The organism is Acidovorax sp. LjRoot74 (assembly GCF_964254355.1).
Taxonomy (GTDB): domain Bacteria; phylum Pseudomonadota; class Gammaproteobacteria; order Burkholderiales; family Burkholderiaceae_C; genus Acidovorax.
Window position 1 is genome coordinate 521,163 of record NZ_CAXUTI020000001.1, and the last position, 19,401, is coordinate 540,563.

At 67.7% G+C, this 19,401-nt stretch carries 16 protein-coding genes; 10 read left to right on the top strand and 6 right to left on the bottom strand.

Annotated elements, in window-relative coordinates; genetic code table 11:
* Positions 1–166 precede the first annotated feature (166 nt).
* Together ACSQ3O_RS02425 and ACSQ3O_RS02430 are read right to left on the bottom strand one after the other, a co-directional pair.
* Positions 167–1,327 (bottom strand): DUF3108 domain-containing protein, encoded by a 1,161-nt coding sequence (locus ACSQ3O_RS02425; protein ID WP_436137715.1) that lies wholly within the window; start codon positions 1,325–1,327, stop codon positions 167–169.
* Positions 1,328–1,348: 21 nt separating this feature from the next.
* Positions 1,349–2,131 (bottom strand): IclR family transcriptional regulator, encoded by a 783-nt coding sequence (locus tag ACSQ3O_RS02430; protein ID WP_298452947.1) that lies wholly within the window; start codon positions 2,129–2,131, stop codon positions 1,349–1,351.
* Between the two features lie 102 nt (positions 2,132–2,233).
* Here ACSQ3O_RS02430 and ACSQ3O_RS02435 point away from each other — a divergent pair, with 102 nt between their 5' ends.
* Positions 2,234–3,241, top strand: coding sequence for a fumarylacetoacetate hydrolase family protein (locus tag ACSQ3O_RS02435; protein ID WP_137748829.1), 1,008 nt, complete (start codon positions 2,234–2,236; stop codon positions 3,239–3,241).
* A gap of 276 nt (positions 3,242–3,517) precedes the next feature.
* A complete protein-coding gene (locus tag ACSQ3O_RS02440; RefSeq protein ID WP_137748828.1) occupies positions 3,518–4,498 on the top strand; it encodes a Bug family tripartite tricarboxylate transporter substrate binding protein in 981 nt (326 codons plus the stop codon).
* Between the two features lie 119 nt (positions 4,499–4,617).
* Here ACSQ3O_RS02440 and ACSQ3O_RS02445 read toward each other — a convergent pair whose 3' ends face one another.
* Both ACSQ3O_RS02445 and ACSQ3O_RS02450 read right to left on the bottom strand, forming a co-directional pair.
* Positions 4,618–5,031, bottom strand: a complete 414-nt coding sequence (locus ACSQ3O_RS02445; RefSeq protein ID WP_436137716.1) for a VOC family protein — start codon at positions 5,029–5,031, stop codon at positions 4,618–4,620.
* A gap of 127 nt (positions 5,032–5,158) precedes the next feature.
* A complete protein-coding gene (locus ACSQ3O_RS02450) occupies positions 5,159–6,181 on the bottom strand; it encodes a zinc-binding alcohol dehydrogenase family protein (RefSeq protein ID WP_436137717.1) in 1,023 nt (340 codons plus the stop codon).
* Between the two features lie 129 nt (positions 6,182–6,310).
* On the opposite strand from ACSQ3O_RS02450, the gene ACSQ3O_RS02455 reads away from it, so the two are divergent.
* The 4 genes from ACSQ3O_RS02455 (at position 6,311) to ACSQ3O_RS02470 (ending at position 10,720) form a co-directional block, all read left to right on the top strand.
* Positions 6,311–7,261 (top strand): LysR family transcriptional regulator, encoded by a 951-nt coding sequence (locus ACSQ3O_RS02455; RefSeq protein WP_436137718.1) that lies wholly within the window; start codon positions 6,311–6,313, stop codon positions 7,259–7,261.
* Between the two features lie 185 nt (positions 7,262–7,446).
* Positions 7,447–8,172 carry an alpha/beta fold hydrolase gene (locus tag ACSQ3O_RS02460; RefSeq protein ID WP_171012348.1) on the top strand — a complete coding sequence of 242 codons (726 nt, stop codon included), beginning with the start codon at positions 7,447–7,449 and terminating at the stop codon, positions 8,170–8,172.
* 122 nt (positions 8,173–8,294) lie between these two features.
* Entirely contained in the window at positions 8,295–9,458 is a 1,164-nt protein-coding gene (locus ACSQ3O_RS02465; RefSeq protein WP_436137719.1) for an iron-containing alcohol dehydrogenase, read from the top strand.
* Between the two features lie 170 nt (positions 9,459–9,628).
* Positions 9,629–10,720, top strand: a complete 1,092-nt coding sequence (locus ACSQ3O_RS02470; protein WP_436137720.1) for an alpha/beta hydrolase family protein — start codon at positions 9,629–9,631, stop codon at positions 10,718–10,720.
* Positions 10,721–10,816: 96 nt separating this feature from the next.
* Here ACSQ3O_RS02470 and ACSQ3O_RS02475 read toward each other — a convergent pair whose 3' ends face one another.
* Positions 10,817–12,910 (bottom strand): molybdopterin-containing oxidoreductase family protein, encoded by a 2,094-nt coding sequence (locus ACSQ3O_RS02475; protein WP_436137721.1) that lies wholly within the window; start codon positions 12,908–12,910, stop codon positions 10,817–10,819.
* A 135-nt stretch (positions 12,911–13,045) separates the two neighbouring features.
* Between ACSQ3O_RS02475 and ACSQ3O_RS02480 the strand changes: the two genes are divergently transcribed.
* Positions 13,046–14,194 (top strand): ABC transporter substrate-binding protein, encoded by a 1,149-nt coding sequence (locus tag ACSQ3O_RS02480; RefSeq protein WP_436137722.1) that lies wholly within the window; start codon positions 13,046–13,048, stop codon positions 14,192–14,194.
* Positions 14,195–14,346: 152 nt separating this feature from the next.
* On the opposite strand, the gene argE is transcribed toward ACSQ3O_RS02480, so the two are convergent.
* Positions 14,347–15,507, bottom strand: a complete 1,161-nt coding sequence (gene argE, locus ACSQ3O_RS02485; RefSeq protein ID WP_436137723.1) for an acetylornithine deacetylase — start codon at positions 15,505–15,507, stop codon at positions 14,347–14,349.
* Between the two features lie 77 nt (positions 15,508–15,584).
* Here argE and ACSQ3O_RS02490 point away from each other — a divergent pair, with 77 nt between their 5' ends.
* The 3 genes from ACSQ3O_RS02490 to ACSQ3O_RS02500 all read left to right on the top strand — a co-directional run bounded on the left by ACSQ3O_RS02490 (position 15,585) and on the right by ACSQ3O_RS02500 (position 19,226).
* Positions 15,585–16,796: a M20 aminoacylase family protein gene (locus ACSQ3O_RS02490; protein WP_137748819.1), complete on the top strand. Its 1,212-nt coding sequence runs from the start codon at positions 15,585–15,587 to the stop codon at positions 16,794–16,796.
* A 111-nt stretch (positions 16,797–16,907) separates the two neighbouring features.
* The gene (locus ACSQ3O_RS02495; RefSeq protein WP_436137724.1) at positions 16,908–18,005 is read left to right on the top strand and encodes a M14 family metallopeptidase; all 1,098 of its coding nucleotides are present in this window, start codon (positions 16,908–16,910) and stop codon (positions 18,003–18,005) included.
* A gap of 156 nt (positions 18,006–18,161) precedes the next feature.
* Positions 18,162–19,226: a response regulator transcription factor gene (locus ACSQ3O_RS02500; RefSeq protein ID WP_436137725.1), complete on the top strand. Its 1,065-nt coding sequence runs from the start codon at positions 18,162–18,164 to the stop codon at positions 19,224–19,226.
* Positions 19,227–19,401: the final 175 nt, after the last annotated feature.

Consider the following 19,401-nt stretch of genomic DNA (forward strand, 5'->3'; position numbering starts at 1 on the left):
TTGTCGGGCCCTGAGAAGGCCTGCCAACCAGAACACTTGCCGCACCGCATCAACCCTGTTGCAGCCAGTATTTCACGAAAAACGCAGTGCGCAGGGCTGGTGGGGCTTTTTTGCCCCGGTGGCGTATGGGCGCAACACTCGGCCTGGGGCGCTGTTCCGTCTGGGGTCAGGGTGCGCCGCTGTGGCGCAGCTGCAGGTCGGCGAAGTCGCCATTGGCCTGCGTGAGCTTGATGCGCACGGGCAGGTAGCCCAGCGACGGCGCCACCCACAGCTCGGCCTTCTGGTCGTAGTCCTTGCGGGGCAGGCGCTGCAGTTTGAGCGTGGGGGTGGCGCCCAAGGGCAGGTCCAGCGTTTCGGGGCCTTCGATGGTGAAGGTCCAGCGGTCGGCGCTGCGGGCGCTGACGGTGGTGAGCGTGATCTGGGTGCCGGGCACAAAACGCCCGGGGTCGGCGGCCAGCAGGGCGCCCAGCTGGATGAAGACGCTCAGGCGGTCCTGCACACCGGGGCTGGCGGGGGCCTGCGGGGTGTTGGCGCTGAAGGTGACGCGGCCCTGGGCATAGTCGAAGTGGGCGGCCTGTTCGCTGCGGGATTTGTCGGAGAACTTGTCGGGCATCAGCCCCTGCGCCGTGATGGCGCCCACGCTGCGCTGCGCGCGGGTGCCCACCAGGAAGGCGCTGATCTCCTGCCGTGCCTCGTAGCGGCTGCCATCGTGTTGCCACAGCAGCTCGGCGCGGGCGCTGTAAGCGAACTTTTTGGCCTGCCCGCTCACGTCAAACGCCAGCCGCGTGGGCGGTGGCAGGCGGGCGGGGGGCGGTGCCTGCGGGGGCGTCTGGCCCGTGCCAGCGCCCGGCGGGGTGATGTCCACCCCGGTGGTGCTTTCGGCTGGGGGGGCGGGGCGCGTGGCGGCTGAGGCCGGGGCTTCGGGGGCTGCTGCCGCTACCTCGGCGGGGGGGGCAAGGGTTTCAGTGGGCGGGGCTGCCGCTGTGTCAGTGCCCACTTCGGTAGCTGTGGTTGTGGCGTCTGCTGGCGGCTGTGGGGCTGCGGGCGTCGCCGCAGGGGCGGTGGAAGTGTTGGGTGAGGGCGTGGTGCGGGCCGGGGGCTTTTTTCGGGCGGCGGGTGGGGGGGGGGCTGGCGGGGCGGCCTGGGCAACCGGTGCTAGCGCCGTAGCAGGCAACGCGGGCGGCGTGACGGCGGCAATGCTGCGGGTGCTGAACACCTGGCCCGTGGGTTGCGCCGGGCCGTCCCAGGCCAGCGGCACGCCGCTCAGCACCAGCCAGTGCAGGGCAAGCACCAGGGCGGTGATGGCAACCAGCGCGCGGCGGGGCATGCGGTGCGGTGCGCGCGCGGCTCAGGCGCTGCCTGCGCCCAGGTCGCGCGAAAGCTGGCCTGCGGCGGCGCGCAGAGGGGCGTCGATGGCGCCGTCCCACTCGGGGTCGAAGGTGGCAATCGAGCCCAGCGTGGTGATGCCCAGCTCCAGGTGGCCGTCCGAATCGAACACGGGCGCGCAAAAAGCCACGATGCCGGGCAGCAGGGTATCGACCACCCGGGCCGCGCCGCGCTCGCGCACCTCGGCCAGCAAGGCATTCACCTCGGCCTGGGTGGCGGGCAGGTCGGTGCGGCGCATCTTCACGGCGCGCGCCAGTTCTTCCTTGATCAGCGGCGCCACCAAGTCGGGCGGCATGAAGGCCGCAAAACACCGCCCTGTGGCCGACGACAGCAGCGGCATCACATCGCCCAGGCGCAGGTTGGCGGTGACGGCCTGGGGCGATTCCTCCCAGTGCACGATGGTCGGGCCATGGTTGCCCCACACGGCCAGCGCCAGGGTGTGGCCAATGCTCTCCATCAGCTCCGGCATGCGCTCGCGCGCCAGGCGCACGGCATCGAGCCGCGCCAGCGACGCCAGGCCCAGCTTGAGGGCAGCCGGGCCCAGGTCGTAGCGCGCGGTGCGTGGGTCTTGCGTGACCAGGCCCAGGCGCTGGAAGCTCACCAGATACCGGTGCGCCTTGGCCGCGCTCATGCCCGCCGAGGCGGCCACATCCTTGAGCATCAGCGGTCCGCGCGAGCGTGTCAGCCCCTCCAGCAGGGCAAAACCCACCTCGACCGATTGAATTCCTGCACGTTCTTTGTCCATGTGCACTAAAATTTGCGAGTTTTGTTTAGTTAAATCAATTTACCCAAGCGTAATTTTCGCTAGCGGTGCCCATCCACCCACTGAGACAAAGGTCCTGCCACCATGAAACTCGCTACCTACAAAGACGGCTCACGCGACGGCCAACTGGTTGTCGTCTCCCGCGACCTGGGCACGGCCCATTATGCGACCGGCATTGCCAGCAAGCTGCAGCAGGCGCTGGACGACTGGGGCTTCATCTCGCCCCAGCTGCAGGACCTGTACGACCAACTCAACAGCGGCCGCGCGCGCCACGCGTTCCCCTTCGACCCCGCCCAGTGCATGGCCCCGTTGCCCCGCGCCTACCAGTGGGCCGACGGCTCGGCCTACATCAACCACGTGGAACTGGTGCGAAAAGCGCGCAACTCCGAAGTGCCCGAAAGCTTTTATACCGACCCCCTGATGTACCAGGGCGGCAGCGACGACTTCATCGGCCCCTGCGATGATGTGGTGGTGCCCAGCGAAGCCATGGGCATTGACTTCGAGGCCGAGATCGCCGTGGTGACCGGCGACGTGAAGATGGGCACCAACGCCGACCAGGCGCTGGACGGCATCCGCCTGGTGATGATTGCCAACGACGTGAGCCTGCGCAACCTGATCCCGGCCGAGCTGGCCAAGGGCTTCGGCTTCTTCCAGTCCAAGCCCGCCACCGCCTTCGGCCCCGTGGCCGTGACGCTGGACGAGCTGGGCGACGCCTGGGACCATGGCCGCGTGAACCTCACCGTGCAGTCCACCTGGAACGGCCGCAAGGTCGGCATGTGCGATGCCGGCCCCGAGATGACCTTCCACTTCGGCCAGCTCATCGCCCATGTGGCCAAGACGCGCAACCTGCGCGCGGGCTCCATCATCGGCAGCGGCACCGTGAGCAACAAGGGCGTGACTGATGCCAACGGCCGCACCGAGTGGCCCAAAGGCTACAGCTGCATTGCCGAAAAGCGCTGCATCGAGACGATTCAAGATGGCAAGCCGAGCACCGAGTTCATGAAGTTCGGCGACACGATCCGCATCGAGGTCAAGGGCAAGGATGGCGCGAGCATCTTCGGCGCCATCGACCAAGCTATTGCAGCCCCCTGAGCCGCCTTCGGCGTCTCGGTGCTGGCCGCGCAGAGGCGGCAGCTCTTCGGTGCCGTCCAAGCCTGCGCAGGCAGGCTTGGAGCCGCGGCCCTCAGCCCCTCAGAGGGACGCCACCCGTGGCCTGGCAGAGCCAGTTCCACGGTGGCGCTGGCCTTGGCGTGCGCTGGTTTCCCATGCCATGCGTACAGCCAGAAATATAAGAAAAAATGGTGCTACCGCCTGATAGGAAAGCGCTGGTAGCTATTAAATTTATAGTATCAACAAGGAGACAGTTTCATGCAACGCCGTACCCTCTTGACCGCCCTGGCCGCTGCAGGCGCCACCACCGCCGCGCCCTGGGCCGCTGCCCAGTCTGCCAATTGGCCCGACCAGCCCCTGCGCTGGGTCGTTCCGTACCCCGCTGGCGGCGGCACCGACGTGCTGGCCCGCACCGTGGCCGAGGCCATGCGCCAGACGCTGGGCCAGCAGATCATTGTGGACAACCGCCCCGGCGCCTCCACCAACATCGGCGGCCAGGCCGTGGCCACGGCCAAGCCCGACGGCAACACCTTCATGTCGGCCGACAACGCCATCCTGGCCTACAACGAGCACCTGTTCACCAAGCTGCCGTTCAACCCCGAAAAGGACTTCACCTACGTGGGCGGCATCAGCCGCTTTCCGCTGGCGCTGGTGGTGCACCCGTCGTTTGAAGCCAAGACGGTGAAGGAATTCCTCGCCTACGCGCGCGCCAACCCCGGCAAGCTCAACTACGCATCGCCCGGCAACGGCTCGCCGCACCACCTGGCGATGGAGATGTTCAAGAACCGCACCAAGACCTTCCTCACCCACATCCCCTACCGCGGCGCCGCGCCTGCGCTGCAGGATGTGATGGGTGGGCAGGTGCCCTGCATGTTCCTGGACCTGGCCGCAGGCCTGCCCGTGATCACCTCGGGCAAGGTGCGTGCGCTGGCCATCGGCTCGGCCAAACGCGTGGCCGCGTTGCCCGACGTGCCCACGCTGGCAGAAGCCGGTGTGCCCAACACCGAGGTGTTCGCGTTCCAGGGCATCCTGGCGCCCGCCGGTCTGCCCGCCGCCATCACCACGCGTTTGAACGCGGACCTGAACAAGGCCCTGCTCAACCCCGCTGTGGTCAAGCGCATGAACGACTTCGGCATGGAAGCCCTGCCCGGCACGCCCGAGCAGTTCCGCGCCATGGCACGGGCCGAGTCCAAGCGCTGGGGCGAGATCATCCAGGCAGCGGGCGTCAAACTCGACTGACCCCCTGAGCGGCTGCGCCGCTTCCCCCCAGGGGGACGCACCCGCTGGCCTGGCAAAGCCAGTTCCACGGGTGCACTCGCTTGGCGACGCGCCCTCTGCGGGGTGTGCGGCGGTGTTTCTTACTCCGGCAGATGGCACACCGCTTCCACGTTGTTGCCCTCAGGGTCGATGACAAACGCGCCGTAGTAGTGCTCGTGGTAGTCGGTGCGCAGGCCCGGGGCTCCGTTGCCCTTGCCGCCGGCCGCGATGGCTGCGGCGTAGAAGGCGTCCACCTGCGCACGGTTCTGGGCGCGCCAGGCCAGGTGGCAACCGGTGGTGGTGGGCGGCCCGCCGTATGGCGAGGGGCCGTCGATGAACCACACGTCGGCCTTCTTGCCGTCGGGCTCGGCTGGGTCCGGGTAGGCAAAGCCCAGCATGTTCGAGCCATAGTTGCCCTCAAAACACAGGCTGTAGCCCAAAGGCGCGAGGGTGGCGGTGTAGAACGCCTTGGTGCGGGCGATGTCGGTAACGCGGAAGGTCATGTGGTCCAGCATGGGAAGGCTCCTCGGGTTGTGGTGCCTCGCTTTATACCCAAATACTGTTTATAAATACAGTATTTTTGCAACCTGACACACCATCCACCGCGCTGGTGGCGCTGCCCCCTGTGTGGCCCGCAGTTCGTCAGTTCCACCCCTCCAGCACCAGCTTGCCCCGCGCCTTGCCGCTCTCAATGAGCGCATGCGCGCGCTTCAGATTCTCGGCATTGATGGTGCCAAACCGCTGGTCCAGCGTGGTGCGGACCAGCCCCGCGTCCACCAGCTGCGCCACCTCGGTCAGCAGCCGGTGCTGGCCGATCATGTCGGCAGTGCCAAACAGCGCGCGGGTGAACATCAGCTCCCAGTGCAGCGACACCGACTTGCGCTTGAACTTCGTCACGTCGAGCGACACCGGGTCGTCGATCAGCGCGAACTGGCCCTGGGGCGCGATGGCCTCCACGATCTGGTCGAAGTGCGCGTCGGTCTGCGTCAGGCTCACGATGATGTCCACCGTGGGGTGGCCGATGCGCGCCAGTTCTTGCGTGAGCGGCTGGCTGTGGTCGATGACGTGGTGGGCGCCCAGGTCGCGCACCCACTGCTGCGTTTCGGGGCGCGATGCGGTGCCAATCACCGTGAGGCTGGTCAGCCGTGCCGCCAGCTGCGTGAGGATGGAGCCCACGCCGCCGCTCGCACCGATGATGAGCAGGGTCTTGTTGGTGGGTTGCTTGCCAGGGGCCACGCCCAGTCGGTCAAACAGCAGTTCCCACGCGGTGATGGCGGTCAGCGGCAATGCGGCGGCCTCGGCAAAGTCCAGCGATTGTGGCGCGTGGCCCACGATGCGCTCGTCCACCAGGTGCAGTTCGCTGTTGGTGCCGGGGCGGGCGATGGAGCCTGCGTACCAGACGCGGTCGCCGGGCTGGAACAGCGTCACCTCGGGCCCCACGGCGCGCACGATGCCGCTGGCGTCCCAGCCCAGCACTTTGTAGTCCGGGCCGTCGCCGCTGCGCGCACTGCTTTTGCGCACCTTCGTGTCCACGGGGTTGACGGAAACGGCGTGCACTTCCACCAGCAGATCGTGGCCGGTGGCCACCGGGTCGGGCAGGGTGATATCGAGCAGGGAGTCGGCGCGGTCGATGGGGCCGGGGTGGGTGTAGCCGATGGCTTTCATGGGAGATCCTGGGTCAAACAAAAGAATGCCTCGATGATGGGTTTTGAGGAATTGTTTTTAAATGGGTTGGTGGTTGAATCCATCTTCAACATTTGTTTGAAAATGAGGGCTTCCGTACCGGAGCCACCCATGAAAAGCCTGCAAGACCTCGACATCTTTGTGCGCACCGTGGACAGCGGCAGCCTCTCGGCCACCGCCCGCGCGCTGGACCTGAGCCCGGCGGCGGCCAGTGCCGCGCTCAAGCGGCTGGAGGCCGAGCTGGGCGTGGCGCTGTTCGTGCGCTCCACGCGCAGCCTGCGGCTTACGCAGGAGGGCGCACTGTTCCTGGAGCATTGCCGCCCCGCACTGGCTGCGCTGCAGCAGGTGCAAGGCCAGCTGGCAGGCGGGCGCGCCGGTGGCTTTCGCGGCACGCTGCAGCTGGCGGCGCCGTCTGACCTGGGGCGCAATGTGCTGCTGCCCTGGCTCGATGCGTTCCAGTCCGAGCACCCCGGCATCGACCTCCGCCTGCAGCTGGCCGACCGCGTGGCCAACGTCTACAGCGAGCCGGTGGACGCCGCCTTCCGCTACGGCAAACCGCAGGATTCGGGCCTGGTTGCGCTGCCGCTGGTGGCCGGGCACCGGCGCGTGTTGTGCGCCGCGCCCGCCTATGTGCAGGCCCACGGCGCACCCGACAGGCCACACGCCCTGGCCGGGCACAACGGCCTGTGTTTCATGCTGGGCGAGGAGGTGCACGACCGCTGGCGCTTCTGGGATGCGGCGGGCGACGAGGTGGTGGTGCGCGTGCGCAGCCGCAACGTGGCCAACGACGGCGACGTGGTGCGCCGCTGGGCCGTGGCCGGGCGGGGCATTGCCTACAAGTCGTACTTTGACGTGGCCCATGACCTGGCCGCCGGGCGCCTGGTACCGCTGTGCCCGGGCTGGACGACCGAGGCCGTGCCGCTGTACCTGGTGGCCCCCAGCCGCCACCAGATCACGCCGCTGGTGCGTGCGCTGCGCGACTTCATGGCCGAGCGGCTGCAGGCGCTGATGGCGCAAGCGCCGCATCTTTCTGGCTCTGGGCTGGGCGCGGTGGGCCCCTGACCCGCGCGTGGGGGTGGCGAGGGCAGGGCGTGCCGCGCACGCGCAATCGGGTGTCCGGATCCAGCGAGTGCCTGGGGGGCGGCGGTTTTACGCTCCGGCCGGAGTGGGGCGCCTTGCCACCGCTTGCCAGGCGGATGGCGCCATCCGGCGCCCGGCCGCTCTCCCCAAGACCCAAAGGCATCTTCATGAATATCGTTCTTTTGCACGGCAGCTGGCACGGCGCCTGGTGCTGGCACAAAGTGGTTCCGTTTCTCCAGGCCCAGGGGCACCAGGTGCATGTGCCCGACCTGCCTGCCCATGGCCGCCACTGGCGGCTGGCGCGCGGCCGTACCACGCTCTCGGCCATGGCCGCGCATGTGTGCCGGGTGCTTGATGCGCTGGACGGCCCCGCGCTCATCGTGGCGCACAGCCGGGGCGGCATTGTGGCGTCCACGGTGGCCGAGTTGCGGCCGCACAAGCTGGTGGGCGTGACCTATCTGGCGGCCTACATGCTGCGCCACGGCGAGCGGGTGAGCGACTTCTTTCGCCAGGACAAGGCCTCGCTGGTGGCGCGTCACATCCATGTCAGCCGCAGCACGCTGACCGACCAGCTGGCGCCCGAGGCCTACCGCCCCGCGCTGTATGCCGACTGCTCGGACGCCGACGTGGCGCTGGCGCAGGCCCTGCTCACGCCCGAGCCCTCGCTGCCCGCGCTCACCCGGCTCCGGCTCACGCCGCCGCGCTATGGCAGCGTGCCCCGGCACTACATCGAGCTGACGCAGGACCGGGCCGTGACCATCGACCTGCAGCGCAAGATGGTCGCGGCCTCGCCCTGCGCCACGGTGTCGTCCATCGAGGCCAGCCACTCGGCGTATTTCTCGCAACCGCAGCGGCTGGCAGACACCGTGCACCAGATCGCCGGTTTTCGCTGACGGGCCCGGGATGCGCGTGGCGGCGGCAGGGCTATCGCCCACGTGACCGGCCCCGCGCGCACGCGCGCCGCACAATGCCACCCCCAATGGCGCATGCGCTTGCCTTCCCCAGAAAGACCCCCATGCTGAATTTCGACTTCCACAACCCCACCCACATCGCCTTCGGCCAGGGCCGCGTTGCCGACCTGGGCAAGCTGGTGCCCGCTGCCGCCAAGGTGCTGATCCTGGTGGGCGGCGCCAGCGCCGAAAAGACCGGCACGCTGGCCGAGGTGCGCGCCGCGCTGGGCGAGCGCCAGCACGCCACCTTCAGCGGCATCGAGCCCAACCCGAGCTACGAAACCTCCATGAAAGCCGTGGCGCAGATCCGCGAAGGCGGTTTTGACTTCTTGCTGGCCGTGGGCGGCGGCTCGGTGATCGACGCCACCAAGTTCATCGCCGCTGCCGTGCGCTTCGAGGGCGACGACCCCTGGGCCATCCTTGAAAAGCACGGCCGCAACGTTAAGGCGGCCATGCCGTTTGGCTCGGTGCTCACGCTGCCCGCCACGGGCTCGGAGATGAACAACGGCGGCGTCATCACCCACCGCGCCAAGGGCGCCAAGCTGGCGTTTGGCAGCGTGCACACCTACCCGGTGTTCTCGGTGCTCGACCCCACCAAGACCTACACCCTGCCGCCCCAGCAACTGGCCAACGGCGTGGTGGACGCGTTTGTGCACACGGTGGAGCAGTACCTGACCTACCCCGTGAACGCACCCGTGCAGGACCGTTTTGCTGAGGGCATTTTGCAAACACTGATCGAGGTGGGCCCGCGCCTGCTCACCGCCACCGAGCCCGTGTACGACGACCGTGCCAACCTGATGTGGGCCGCGACCATGGCGCTGAACGGCCTGATTGGCGCGGGCGTGCCGCAGGACTGGGCCACGCACATGATCGGCCACGAACTCACGGCGCTGCACGGCATCGACCACGCGCGCACGCTGGCCATCGTGCTGCCCGCGCTGCTAAACGAGCGCCGCGTGGCCAAGCGCGCCAAGCTGCTGCAGTACGGCGAGCGTGTGTGGGGCATCACCACCGGCACAGATGACGAACGCATCACCGCCGCCATCGAGCGCACGCGTGACTTCTTTGAAAGCATGGGCATCCCCACGCGCCTGTCGGGCTACGGCCTGGGCGGCGAGGTGGTGGACACCGTGGTGGCGCAGCTCGAAGCGCATGGCATGGTGACCCTGGGCGAACAGCGCGAGATCACGCCCGCAGTGAGCCGCCGCATCCTCGAAGCTGCGCTGTAAACGGTTGCCGCGCGGCCAGGGCGGCCGGGGCGTGCATGCGCTCGCCCCTTTCATAGTGCATTTGGCGCCGCACAGCCGCGTTTCGTCGCAGGGCAGTGGAGCCCGCCCCTTGCGCCGCCTACAGTGCCGTCAAGCCACCCGCCTGGGTGGTATCTGACGAAAGGCGCACCGTGACCCTCATCCTCTTCCTGGCCCTCCGCTCTGCATGGCGCAAGGCCCGTGCCCCGCTGCTGGCGGCTTTCATGGCGCTGCTGGCCTGGGCCACGCCGGCCTCGGCACAGCATGCGGGCCTGCGCACCCTGGTGGTCCCCGGCGCCCAGCCGGTGACCGTGGCGCTGTTCTACCCCACGCCTGCCTTGGCACGCACCCAGCCCATGGGCCCCTGGCGGCCCGTGGTCACGCCGGGGGCTCCGGTTGCCACTGCGCCCCTCAAGGGCCTGGTTCTGATCTCGCACGGCACGGGCGGCCATGAACTGGGCCACCACAACCTAGCCACGCGCCTGGCGGCCGACGGTTATCTGGTGGCGGCGCTGCGCCACCCGGGCGACAACTGGGAAGACCGGTCGATGATCACCTCGGGCCGCTACTTCAGCGAACGCCCCCGCCAGGTGAGCCGCGTGCTGGATGCATTGCTGGCCCACGCCGAATGGGGCCCCCGCATTCCGGCCGAGCGCATCGCCGCCGTGGGGCATTCGGCCGGCGGCTACACCGTGCTCGCCCTGGCCGGTGCACAGGCAGAACCAGCCCGTGCCGTGCAGCATTGCCGCAGCGTGTCGGACGACCCGGGCTTCTGCAGCCTGGGCAAGCTCACTTCGGCCCCGAGCGCCAACAGCGCCAGCACTGCCAATAGCGCCAGCAGCCCCGTGGCCCCGGCGTCTTCAGCAGGTGGCCCGCAGGACGGTCCGCTGGTCTCGGTGGCAGACCCCCGCATCCGCGCCGTGGTGGCCCTCGCGCCCATGGCCGTGGTGTTGACCCCCCAGAGCCTGGCCGCCATCAGCGTGCCCGTGAAGGTAGTCATGGCCGAGCGCGACGTGGTGCTGCAGGGCAAGTACCACGGCCAGCACGTGGCGGCCCACCTGCCTCGGGCGGACACCAGCACCGTGGCGGGCGCCGGACACTTTGCCTTCATGGCCCAGTCCGTCTGGCCCCTTGTGTCAGACGCGGGTGACGCCGCTGCCAACCCTGAGGGCTTTGACCGGGTGGCCTACCACGCCACGCTGGAGAACCAGGTGGCGGAGTTTCTGGGGCGGCAGTGGCGGTGAGTGCAGCGGATTTTTAAGAAAAATGGCCGTCTGCGCGCAATGGGAAAGCCTTTTAAGCTATTCAAATGATAGCAATCTAGGGGCTGCTGCAGACGCTCAGGCGGGGAGCGCCGCCCCGGTGGCGCTGGCCTCCACCTGCACCAGGCAGTCATAGAACGTGGGTGCGCGCCCCAGGTCCGTCAGCGCCTGGCTGGTCACCTCGTTCACGTTGGTGCCCTCCAGTCCCATCTTGCGCCACCAGATGCCCAGTCCGTTTACCACCCCGGGCCGCGCGCGGCGTGACACGGTGGCGTGGCACAGGTAGCTGCCCCGGTCGTTGAACACGCGCACCACGGCGTCGTTGGTGATGCCACGCGCGTCGGCGTCGTCGGGGTGGATCTCCAGCACCGGGCGGCCTTCGATGTTGCGCAGGCTCTGCACGTTGACGAAGGTGGAGTTGAGGAAGTTGCGCGCAGGCGGCGAGATCATCGCCAGCGGGTAGCGTGCATCCGTGCCCTGCAGCTCGTAGTTGGGCAGGTGGTCGGGCAGGCCGTCCAGGCCCTGCGCGGCCAGGCGGGCGCTGTAGAACTCGCAGCGGCCAGATGGTGTGGGGAAGCGGCCTTCGGCAAACGGCGCATCCGGAATGACCAGCGTGGCAAAGCCTTGTGACTCCAGCAGCGCGTAGTCCACGGCGTCGCCAAACGCCTGGCGGCACAGGGCCTCGTCGCTGTCGGTAAAGCCGGGCTCGGTGAAACCCATGTGCGCCGCCAGGTCGCGGAAGATCTGCGCATTGCTGCGCGCCTGGCCTTGCGGTGCAATGGCGGGGCGGTTGAGCAGCACGTCGGTGTGGCCGTAGCTCAGGTGCACGTCCCAGTGCTCCAGCTGCGTGGTGGCGGGCAGGATGTAGTCGGCGTAGTCGGCCGTGTCGGTGCGGAAGTGTTCCAGCACCACGGTGAACAGATCCTCGCGCGCAAAGCCCTGCACCACCTTGCCGGAGTCGGGCGCCACGGCCACGGGGTTGCTGTTGTAGACCACGATGGCCTCCACCTTCGGCCCGAACGCGGGCGAGGTCTCGCGCAGCAGGTCGTCGCCAATGGTGGACATGTTGATGGTGCGCGGTGTCTTGGCAGGCATCAGTTCGGGCATTTGCAGCACGCCACGCTGCGCCGGGAACTGGCCCGAGCTGGACAGCAGCACGCCGCCCGCGCGGTGGCGCCAGGCGCCCGTGAGCGCAGGCAGGCAGGCCACGGCGCGCACCGCATTGCCGCCGCCGCGCACGCGCTGCATGCCGTAGTTCAGGCGGATGGCGGCGGGTTGGGTGGTGCCGTAGTCCTTGGCGAGCTGGCGGATCTGTTCCACCGGAATGCCGCAGACCTCGGCCGCGCGCTCGGGTGGCCACTGCAGGGCGCGTTCGCGCAGCTGGTCCCAGCCCAGCGTGTGGCGGGCGATGTAGTCGTGGTCCAGCCAGTCGTTCTGGATCAGCTCGTGCATCAGCGCTAGGGCCAGCGCTGCGTCGGTGCCGGGGCGTAGCTGAATGTGCTCGTGGCACTTGTCGGCCGTCTCGCTCTTGCGGGGGTCGATGCACACCAGCTTGGCGCCATTGCGCTTGGCCTGCTGGGCATAGCGCCAGAAGTGCAGGTTGCTGCCGATGGAGTTGCTGCCCCAGATCAGGATGAGCTGCGACTCGGCGAAGAACTCCACCTTCATGCCCACCTTGCCGCCCAGGGTCTGGATCAGCGCCTCGGCCCCGGCCGATGCGCAGATGGTGCGGTCCAGCTGCGACGCGCCCAGCTTGTGGAAGAAGCGCCGGTCCATGCTTTCGCCCTGCACCATGCCCATGGTGCCCGCGTAGCTGTAGGGCAGGATGGCCTCGGGCGCGCGGGCGGCGATGGCCTGCAGGCGCTGGGCGATATCGCTCAACGCCTCGTCCCAGCTCACGGGGGCGAACTGCCCGCTGCCCTTGGGGCCGGTGCGCTTGAGCGGGGTGAGTACGCGCTCGGGGTGGTAAGTGCGCTCGGTGTATTTGCTCACCTTGGCGCACAGTGCGCCGTCGGTGTGGCGGTGGTTGGGGTTGCCCTGCACGCGGGTGGCCACGCCCTGCTCGTCCACGGTGGTGAGCAGGGCGCAGGTGTCGGGGCAGTCGTGCGGGCAGGCGCCGCGCACCTGAATCGGTGTGGCTTGAGTGGGATTGGCGGCAGAAGGCGTGGGCATTCGGGGGCTTGATCGTTAAACTGGCACTCAGGGTTGGAACGGGCATGCATAAGTTGCCGCAGTTCCAAGGAGGCTGCCTACCGGCAGCGCAGAGGGGCATGCCCCCCAACTTCTTAGAAGAGCAGAGATTTCACCATGAACCAGACAGTATTGGGTCGCAGGCAGTTTTCGGTGGGCATGGGCGCCGTGGCGCTGGGTGGGTTCGGCCTGGCCCGGGCGCAGGGCGAGGGCCGCATCGTGCTGGGCCAGTCGGCCGCCTTCACCGGCCCGGCCGCCCAGCTGGGCGTGCAGTTCAACCAGGGCGCCAAGCTGTTTTTCGACCAGCTCAACGCCCAGGGCGGTGTGGGCAAACGCATGGTCGAGATCCGCACGCTGGACGACGGCTACGAGCCCGACCGCTGCGCCGAGAACACCAGGAAACTGATCGCCGACGAGGTGTTTGCGCTGTTTGGCTACATCGGCACGCCCACCAGCCTGGCTGCGATGCCGCTGTTTAACCAGGCCAAGGTGCCGTTTTTTGGGCCTTTCACGGGCGCCGAGGCGCTGCGCCAGCCGTTCAACCGGCTCATCTTCCATGTGCGTGCCTCGTACTACGACGAAACCGCGCTCATCGTGCGCCAGCTCACCAACCTGGGGCTCAAGAAGATCGCGGTCTTCTACCAGAACGATGCCTATGGCAAGGCGGGGCTGGACGGGGTGACGAAGGCCCTCACCGAACTCAAGCTCACCCCGGTGGCCACGGCCACGGTGGAGCGCAATTCGGTGGACGTGAAGGCCGCCATCGACAAGCTGGTGCCCGCCATGCCCGACGCCATCGTGCAGATCACGGCCTATGCCTCGGCCGCCGCGTTTGTGCGTGCGGCGCGCAAGGCGGGGTTTGGCGGTACGTTCTACAACGTGTCGTTTGTGGGCACCCAGGCCCTGGCCGACGAACTGGGCAAGGATGGCGCGGGCGTGGTGGTGTCGCAGGTCGTGCCTTCGCCCTACCAGCCTTCGCGCCAGATCACGCGCGAGTTTCTGGAGGCCATCAAGAAGGGCGGCGACAAGGTGCAGGCCAACTACTCCAGCATGGAGGGCTACGTGGCCGCCCGTGTGTTTGCCGAGGGCCTGCGCCAGGCCCAGGCCAGCGGCAAGATCACACGCGAGAGCTTCATCACCGGCACCGAGTCCATTGGCAACCAGGTGATCTCGGGCTTTCCGGTGTCGTTCAGCGCCACCAGCCATGCGGCGTCGAAGTTTGTGGAAATGTCGATGCTGACCGGGGACGGCCGGGTCAGGACCTGATTTCCCCTTGAGCCGCTTCGCGTTTTCCCCCGGAGGGGGACGCCACCGGTGGCCTGGCAAAGCCAGTTCCACGGTGGCACTGGTCTGGCCCGCGCGCAGTGCAATCCTTGCGCGCCTTGCGTTGCCCTGACCTGCTTGCCGCTTGCCGCGCGTCAGCCGAACGACTTGGTGCGCGCCAGCCCCTGCATAAACGCTTCGCAGCGTCCCAGCTGCTCCAGGCTCACATACTCGTCGGGCTGGTGGGCCTGCTGGATGCTGCCGGGGCCGCACACCACGGTGGAGATGCCCGCGTTCTTGAACAGGCCCGCCTCGGTGCCAAAGGCCACCAGCGTGGTGCTTTTTTCGCCCGACAGCTCTTGCGCCAGGCGCGTCACCGGGTCGTCCTTGCTGCCCAGAAAGCTCGGGATCTCGCAGATGGTCTCGAACGCGAAGCCCGCTGCCGGCGCCACCTTCTTCATGGCGGGCTCCAGCGACTGGGCGTAGGCCACCACTTCGGACTGCATGTGCGCGGCGTTGGCCGTGGGCAGGTCGCGGAACTCGTAGCGGAACTCGGCGTCGCGCGGCACCACGTTGTCGGCAATGCCGCCGTGAAACTGGCCCACGCTGCTGGTGGAGAACGGCACGTCAAAGCCCTCGAAACGGGGCTCGTTCTTTTCAAAGTCTTCTGCCATGTCGCGCACCCGGCCCACCACGCGGGCGGCCATCTCGATGGCGTTGACCGAATGGGGGGTGAGGGACGAATGCGCCTCCTTGCCACGCACGCAGCACTTGTAGCGGTACACGCCCTTGTGCGCGATCGCGGGGACCATGCTGGTGGGCTCGCCCACGATGCAGGCCAGGGGCTTGATGTTGGCATCGCGCAGGTCGGCGATGAGTTCCTTTACGCCAAAACAGCCGATCTCTTCTTCGTAGCTGAACGCGTAGTGGAGGGCAAACGGCGCGTCACTGTTCAGGAACTGCTCGGCCTGCGACACGGCGATGCCGATGAAGGCCTTCATGTCGGCGCTGCCGCGCCCGTAGAGCTTGCCGTCCTGCACCAGCGCGCTCAGCGGGTCCATGGTCCAGTCCTGCCCGTCCCACGGCACCGTGTCGGTGTGGCCCGAGAGGATGATGCCCGCCGGTTTGCCCTCGCCCAGCGTGGCGAACAGGTTGGCCTTGGTCTTGTCCTCGTTGAAGGTCAGGCGGCTTTTCACGCCCAGCTTGGCCAGGTGGTCGCGAATGAAATGAATCAGCTCCAGGTTGGAGTTATGGCTGACGGTGTTCATGCGCACCAGGGTTTGCGCAAGTTCGAGGGCGTGGGGGGAGAGTGTCATGTTGCAGTGCAAATAAACCCGGAGTGGCGCAAGGGACGGTCAGCGGGCTAGACTGTGAGATCGTAAGGACACATATCATGAACGTTATTGACTCCATCGTCACCCAGGCGGCCAGTATTGCAGCGGTGCGCCGGGACATTCACGCCCACCCCGAGCTGTGCTTCGAAGAGGTGCGCACCGCCGACGTGGTGGCGCAAAAGCTCACCGAGTGGGGCATTCCCATCCACCGGGGGCTGGGCAAGACGGGCGTGGTGGGCATCGTCAAGGGGCGTGACGGCGGCGCCAATGGCCGTGCCATCGGCCTGCGCGCCGACATGGACGCCCTGCCCATGCAGGAGTTCAACACCTTCGCCCACGCGAGCAAACACCAGGGCAAGATGCACGCCTGCGGCCACGACGGCCACGTGGCCATGCTGCTGGCAGCCGCGCAGCACTTTGCCAAGCACCGCAACTTTGACGGCACCGTGTACCTGATCTTCCAGCCGGCCGAAGAAGGCGGCGGCGGTGCCCGCGTGATGATCGAGGACGGCCTGTTCGAGCAGTTCCCCATGGAGGCCGTGTACGGCATGCACAACTGGCCCGGCATGCCCGTGGGCACCTTCGCCGTGAGCCCCGGCCCGGTGATGGCATCGACCAGCGAGTTCAAGATCACCCTGCGTGGCAAGGGCGGCCATGCGGCGCTGCCGCACACCGGCATCGACCCGGTGCCGATCGCCTGCGGCATGGTGCAGTCTTTCCAGACCATCATCAGCCGCAACAAGAAGCCGGTGGATGCGGGCGTGATCTCCGTCACCATGATCCACGCGGGGGAGGCCACCAACGTGGTGCCAGACAGCGTCGAGCTGCAGGGCACGGTGCGCACCTTCACCACCGAAGTGACGGACCTCATTGAAAAGCGCATGCGCCAGATCGCCGAGCACCACTGCGCTGCGCACGATGCCACCTGCGAGTTCGAGTTCGTGCGCAACTACCCTCCCACCGTCAACTCGCCCGCCGAGGCCGAATTTGCCCGCAAGGTCATGGCCAGCATCGTGGGTGAAGAGCATGTGGTGGCCCAGGAGCCCACCATGGGTGCCGAAGACTTTGCCTACATGCTGCAGGCCAAGCCCGGCGCGTACTGCTTCATCGCCAACGGCGACGGCGCCCACCGCGAGATGGGTCACGGCGGCGGCCCCTGCATGCTGCACAACCCCAGCTACGACTTCAACGACGATCTGATCCCGCTGGGCGCGACCTACTGGGTCAAGCTGGCCGAAGAGTGGCTGGCCCAGCCCGCCAAAGCCGCCTGAAGCTGCCTCGACTCCGCTTTGAGCGGCGTTGATCCCCCTCCACCCGGCGCACGCAGCGCGCGTGCCCGGGTTTTCTTTTTGTGTCCCCACTGACTCCCGAAAGCCCCACCCATGACCGGAATCGTCGAAGCCTTCTCGCCCAGCTATGCCCAGGCGCGCACAAAATTTCTGGAGGCCGCCGCAGCCGCCGGCCTGCCCATCGAATCGCATGCCCACCCGCTCAAGGGCCGCGACGGCGAAGACCTGGCCATGGACGTGGTGCGTGACGGCCCTGCCGATGCGAAGAAGCTGCTCATCGTGAGCAGCGCCTGCCACGGCGTTGAAGGCTACTGCGGTAGCGGCGTACAGGTGTTTGCGCTGCACGATGCCGAGTGGCGCGCCAAGGCGCGCGATGCCGGTGTGGCCACGCTCTACATCCATGCGCTCAACCCCTACGGCTTCTCGCACGTGCGCCGCTTCACGCACGAGAACGTGGACCTGAACCGCAACTTCCAGGACTTCAGCCAACCGCTGCCCGTGAACACCGCCTACCGCGAGGTACAGCCCCTGTTGCTGCCCGAGCAATGGCCTCCTGGCCCCGAGAACCTGGCGGCGGTGGCCGAGTACATCGCCACCAAGGGCGAGGCCGCCTGGCAGGCTGCCATCTCGCAGGGCCAGCACGAGTTTCCGCAAGGCATCTTCTTTGGTGGCACCGAGCCCACCTGGAGCAACCGCACGCTGCGCCAGGTGCTGCGCCAGCACGGTGCAGCCGCGTCGCAGATCGCCTGGATCGATTTGCACACGGGCCTGGGCCCCAGCGGCCACGGCGAGCGCATCTATGCCGGCAAGGACGATGCCGCTTCGGTGGCACGTGCCCGCGCCTGGTGGGATGGCGGCGGTGCCACGCCGGTGACCTCGATCTACGACGGCTCCTCGACCTCGGCCTTCCTCACGGGATTGATGTGGAACGCGATCTACGACGAGTGCCCGCACGCCGAGAGCACGGGCATTGCGATGGAGTACGGCACCGTGCCCGTGCTCGACGTGATGAATGCCATCCGCGCTGAACAGTGGCTCAACCTGCATCCCGACACGCCCGCCGACAAGGCAGCGCAGATCAAGGCGCAAATGCTGGCGGCCTTCTACACCGACACCGATGTGTGGAAGGGCCAGATCGTCAGCCAGGCACGGCAGTCGATGTTCCAGGCGGTGGACGGTTTGGCGGGCTGAAGGGCTAAAAATCTGTATAAAAATGGTCTTTTCCGCTCTTCCATCAAGGGTTTTTAGCTCCTGAAATCATAGTAATCATCTCCTGGAGCCGCTGGGCGCATGGGGCGGGTGGCTGCGGCGTGGCGGCTACCATCGCCCCAAAAACCAGGAGACACCATGGCCTTGGCAGCCCAGGCACCCCATGCCCCCCAGGCGGCATCAGCCGCCCCTCTGCGCGCGCTCAGCCGCAGCCTGCTGCGGTTGTCCGAACAGGCCCAGCAGGCCCCACCCCAAGACCTGCTGCACCAGGCGCTGCAGACGCTGCGCGAACTGGTGCCTTTTGATTCGGCCTGGTGGGGCGAGGTGTCGGCGGGCGAGCCCGGCAGCGAGGTGGATGGCGGTGCCGGACAGGGCGTGGATGCGCCAGTGGCCCAGGGCGCACCGCGCAACTGGCTGCACGGCAGCATCGGCCTGGCCCGGGGTTTTGCCGACGAATGGAATGCCCTGTCGGCGGTGGACGATTTTGCGCAGCAGTCCATGCGCCGTCTGGGCGAGGTGATCCGTGAGCGCGACGTGGTGGGCGCGCTGCCCGAAGACCCGCAGGTGATGGCGTTTGCCGAGCGGCATGGCCTGTACCACTGCATGGCCCTCACGGCAGAGCTGCCCCACAGCGGGCTGATGTTTTTTGTCTCGGTCTACCGCCCGCAGACACGCACCGAATTCACCGACGCCGAAACCGTGCTGTTTGGCGAGTTTGTGCTGCACCTGCTGCAGCACTGGCACCACCGTCTGCAGCGGCTGCAGCACGATTCGCCCAGCCGCCCCTGGGACAGTTTTGCCCTCGCCCAGCCCACGGGGGAGCTGCTGTTTGCAGGCCTGCGCATCAGCCAGGCCCTGCGCGCGGCCTGCCCGGAGTGGACGGGCACCCGCTTGCCCGCCGCCGTGGTGCAGGCCCTGCCCAGCGCACCCTGCACCCTGGCCGTGGGCAAAGCCTGCCGCCTGCGGCTGGAGCCCTGTGGCCCCCTGGTGGCGCTGAGCATGGCAGCGGGCCGCCACAAGCAGCCTCTGGCCCCGCGCGAGCTGAGTGCCGCCATGCTCTACGCCCAGGGGCAGTCGCACAAAGACATTGCTGGCGCGCTGGGCCTCACGCCCGCCACGGTGCGCACCTACCTGCGCACCGCCTATGCCGTGCTGGGTGTGCGCAACAAGCTGGAGCTGGTGGCGGCACTACGCAACGCGTAGCTGCCCACGGAAAGCCCTCGGGCGGGGGCTCGGTAGTTTCCCGCTCCCTCTGCATTTGCAGAGGCTGCAGCGGCGCCTTCTTTTTCTATCGTCCGCACCGGAGCCAAGGGGCTGCGGCGCAGACCTTGCCGCGAAGCCCGGGCTCCTGAGAAAAAACACCACCACAGGAGACTCC

Excerpts from the sequence above, each read along its gene's own strand:
- ACSQ3O_RS02425 (WP_436137715.1), bottom strand. The coding sequence starts at position 1,327 with ATGCCCCGCCGCGCGCTGGTTGCCATCACCGCCCTGGTGCTTGCCCTG.
- ACSQ3O_RS02430 (WP_298452947.1), bottom strand. The coding sequence starts at position 2,131 with ATGGACAAAGAACGTGCAGGAATTCAATCGGTCGAGGTGGGTTTTGCC.
- ACSQ3O_RS02435 (WP_137748829.1), top strand. The coding sequence starts at position 2,234 with ATGAAACTCGCTACCTACAAAGACGGCTCACGCGACGGCCAACTGGTT.
- ACSQ3O_RS02440 (WP_137748828.1), top strand. The coding sequence starts at position 3,518 with ATGCAACGCCGTACCCTCTTGACCGCCCTGGCCGCTGCAGGCGCCACC.
- ACSQ3O_RS02445 (WP_436137716.1), bottom strand. The coding sequence starts at position 5,031 with ATGCTGGACCACATGACCTTCCGCGTTACCGACATCGCCCGCACCAAG.
- ACSQ3O_RS02450 (WP_436137717.1), bottom strand. The coding sequence starts at position 6,181 with ATGAAAGCCATCGGCTACACCCACCCCGGCCCCATCGACCGCGCCGAC.
- ACSQ3O_RS02455 (WP_436137718.1), top strand. The coding sequence starts at position 6,311 with ATGAAAAGCCTGCAAGACCTCGACATCTTTGTGCGCACCGTGGACAGC.
- ACSQ3O_RS02460 (WP_171012348.1), top strand. The coding sequence starts at position 7,447 with ATGAATATCGTTCTTTTGCACGGCAGCTGGCACGGCGCCTGGTGCTGG.
- ACSQ3O_RS02465 (WP_436137719.1), top strand. The coding sequence starts at position 8,295 with ATGCTGAATTTCGACTTCCACAACCCCACCCACATCGCCTTCGGCCAG.
- ACSQ3O_RS02475 (WP_436137721.1), bottom strand. The coding sequence starts at position 12,910 with ATGCCCACGCCTTCTGCCGCCAATCCCACTCAAGCCACACCGATTCAG.
- ACSQ3O_RS02480 (WP_436137722.1), top strand. The coding sequence starts at position 13,046 with ATGAACCAGACAGTATTGGGTCGCAGGCAGTTTTCGGTGGGCATGGGC.
- argE (WP_436137723.1), bottom strand. The coding sequence starts at position 15,507 with ATGACACTCTCCCCCCACGCCCTCGAACTTGCGCAAACCCTGGTGCGC.
- ACSQ3O_RS02490 (WP_137748819.1), top strand. The coding sequence starts at position 15,585 with ATGAACGTTATTGACTCCATCGTCACCCAGGCGGCCAGTATTGCAGCG.
- ACSQ3O_RS02495 (WP_436137724.1), top strand. The coding sequence starts at position 16,908 with ATGACCGGAATCGTCGAAGCCTTCTCGCCCAGCTATGCCCAGGCGCGC.
- ACSQ3O_RS02500 (WP_436137725.1), top strand. The coding sequence starts at position 18,162 with ATGGCCTTGGCAGCCCAGGCACCCCATGCCCCCCAGGCGGCATCAGCC.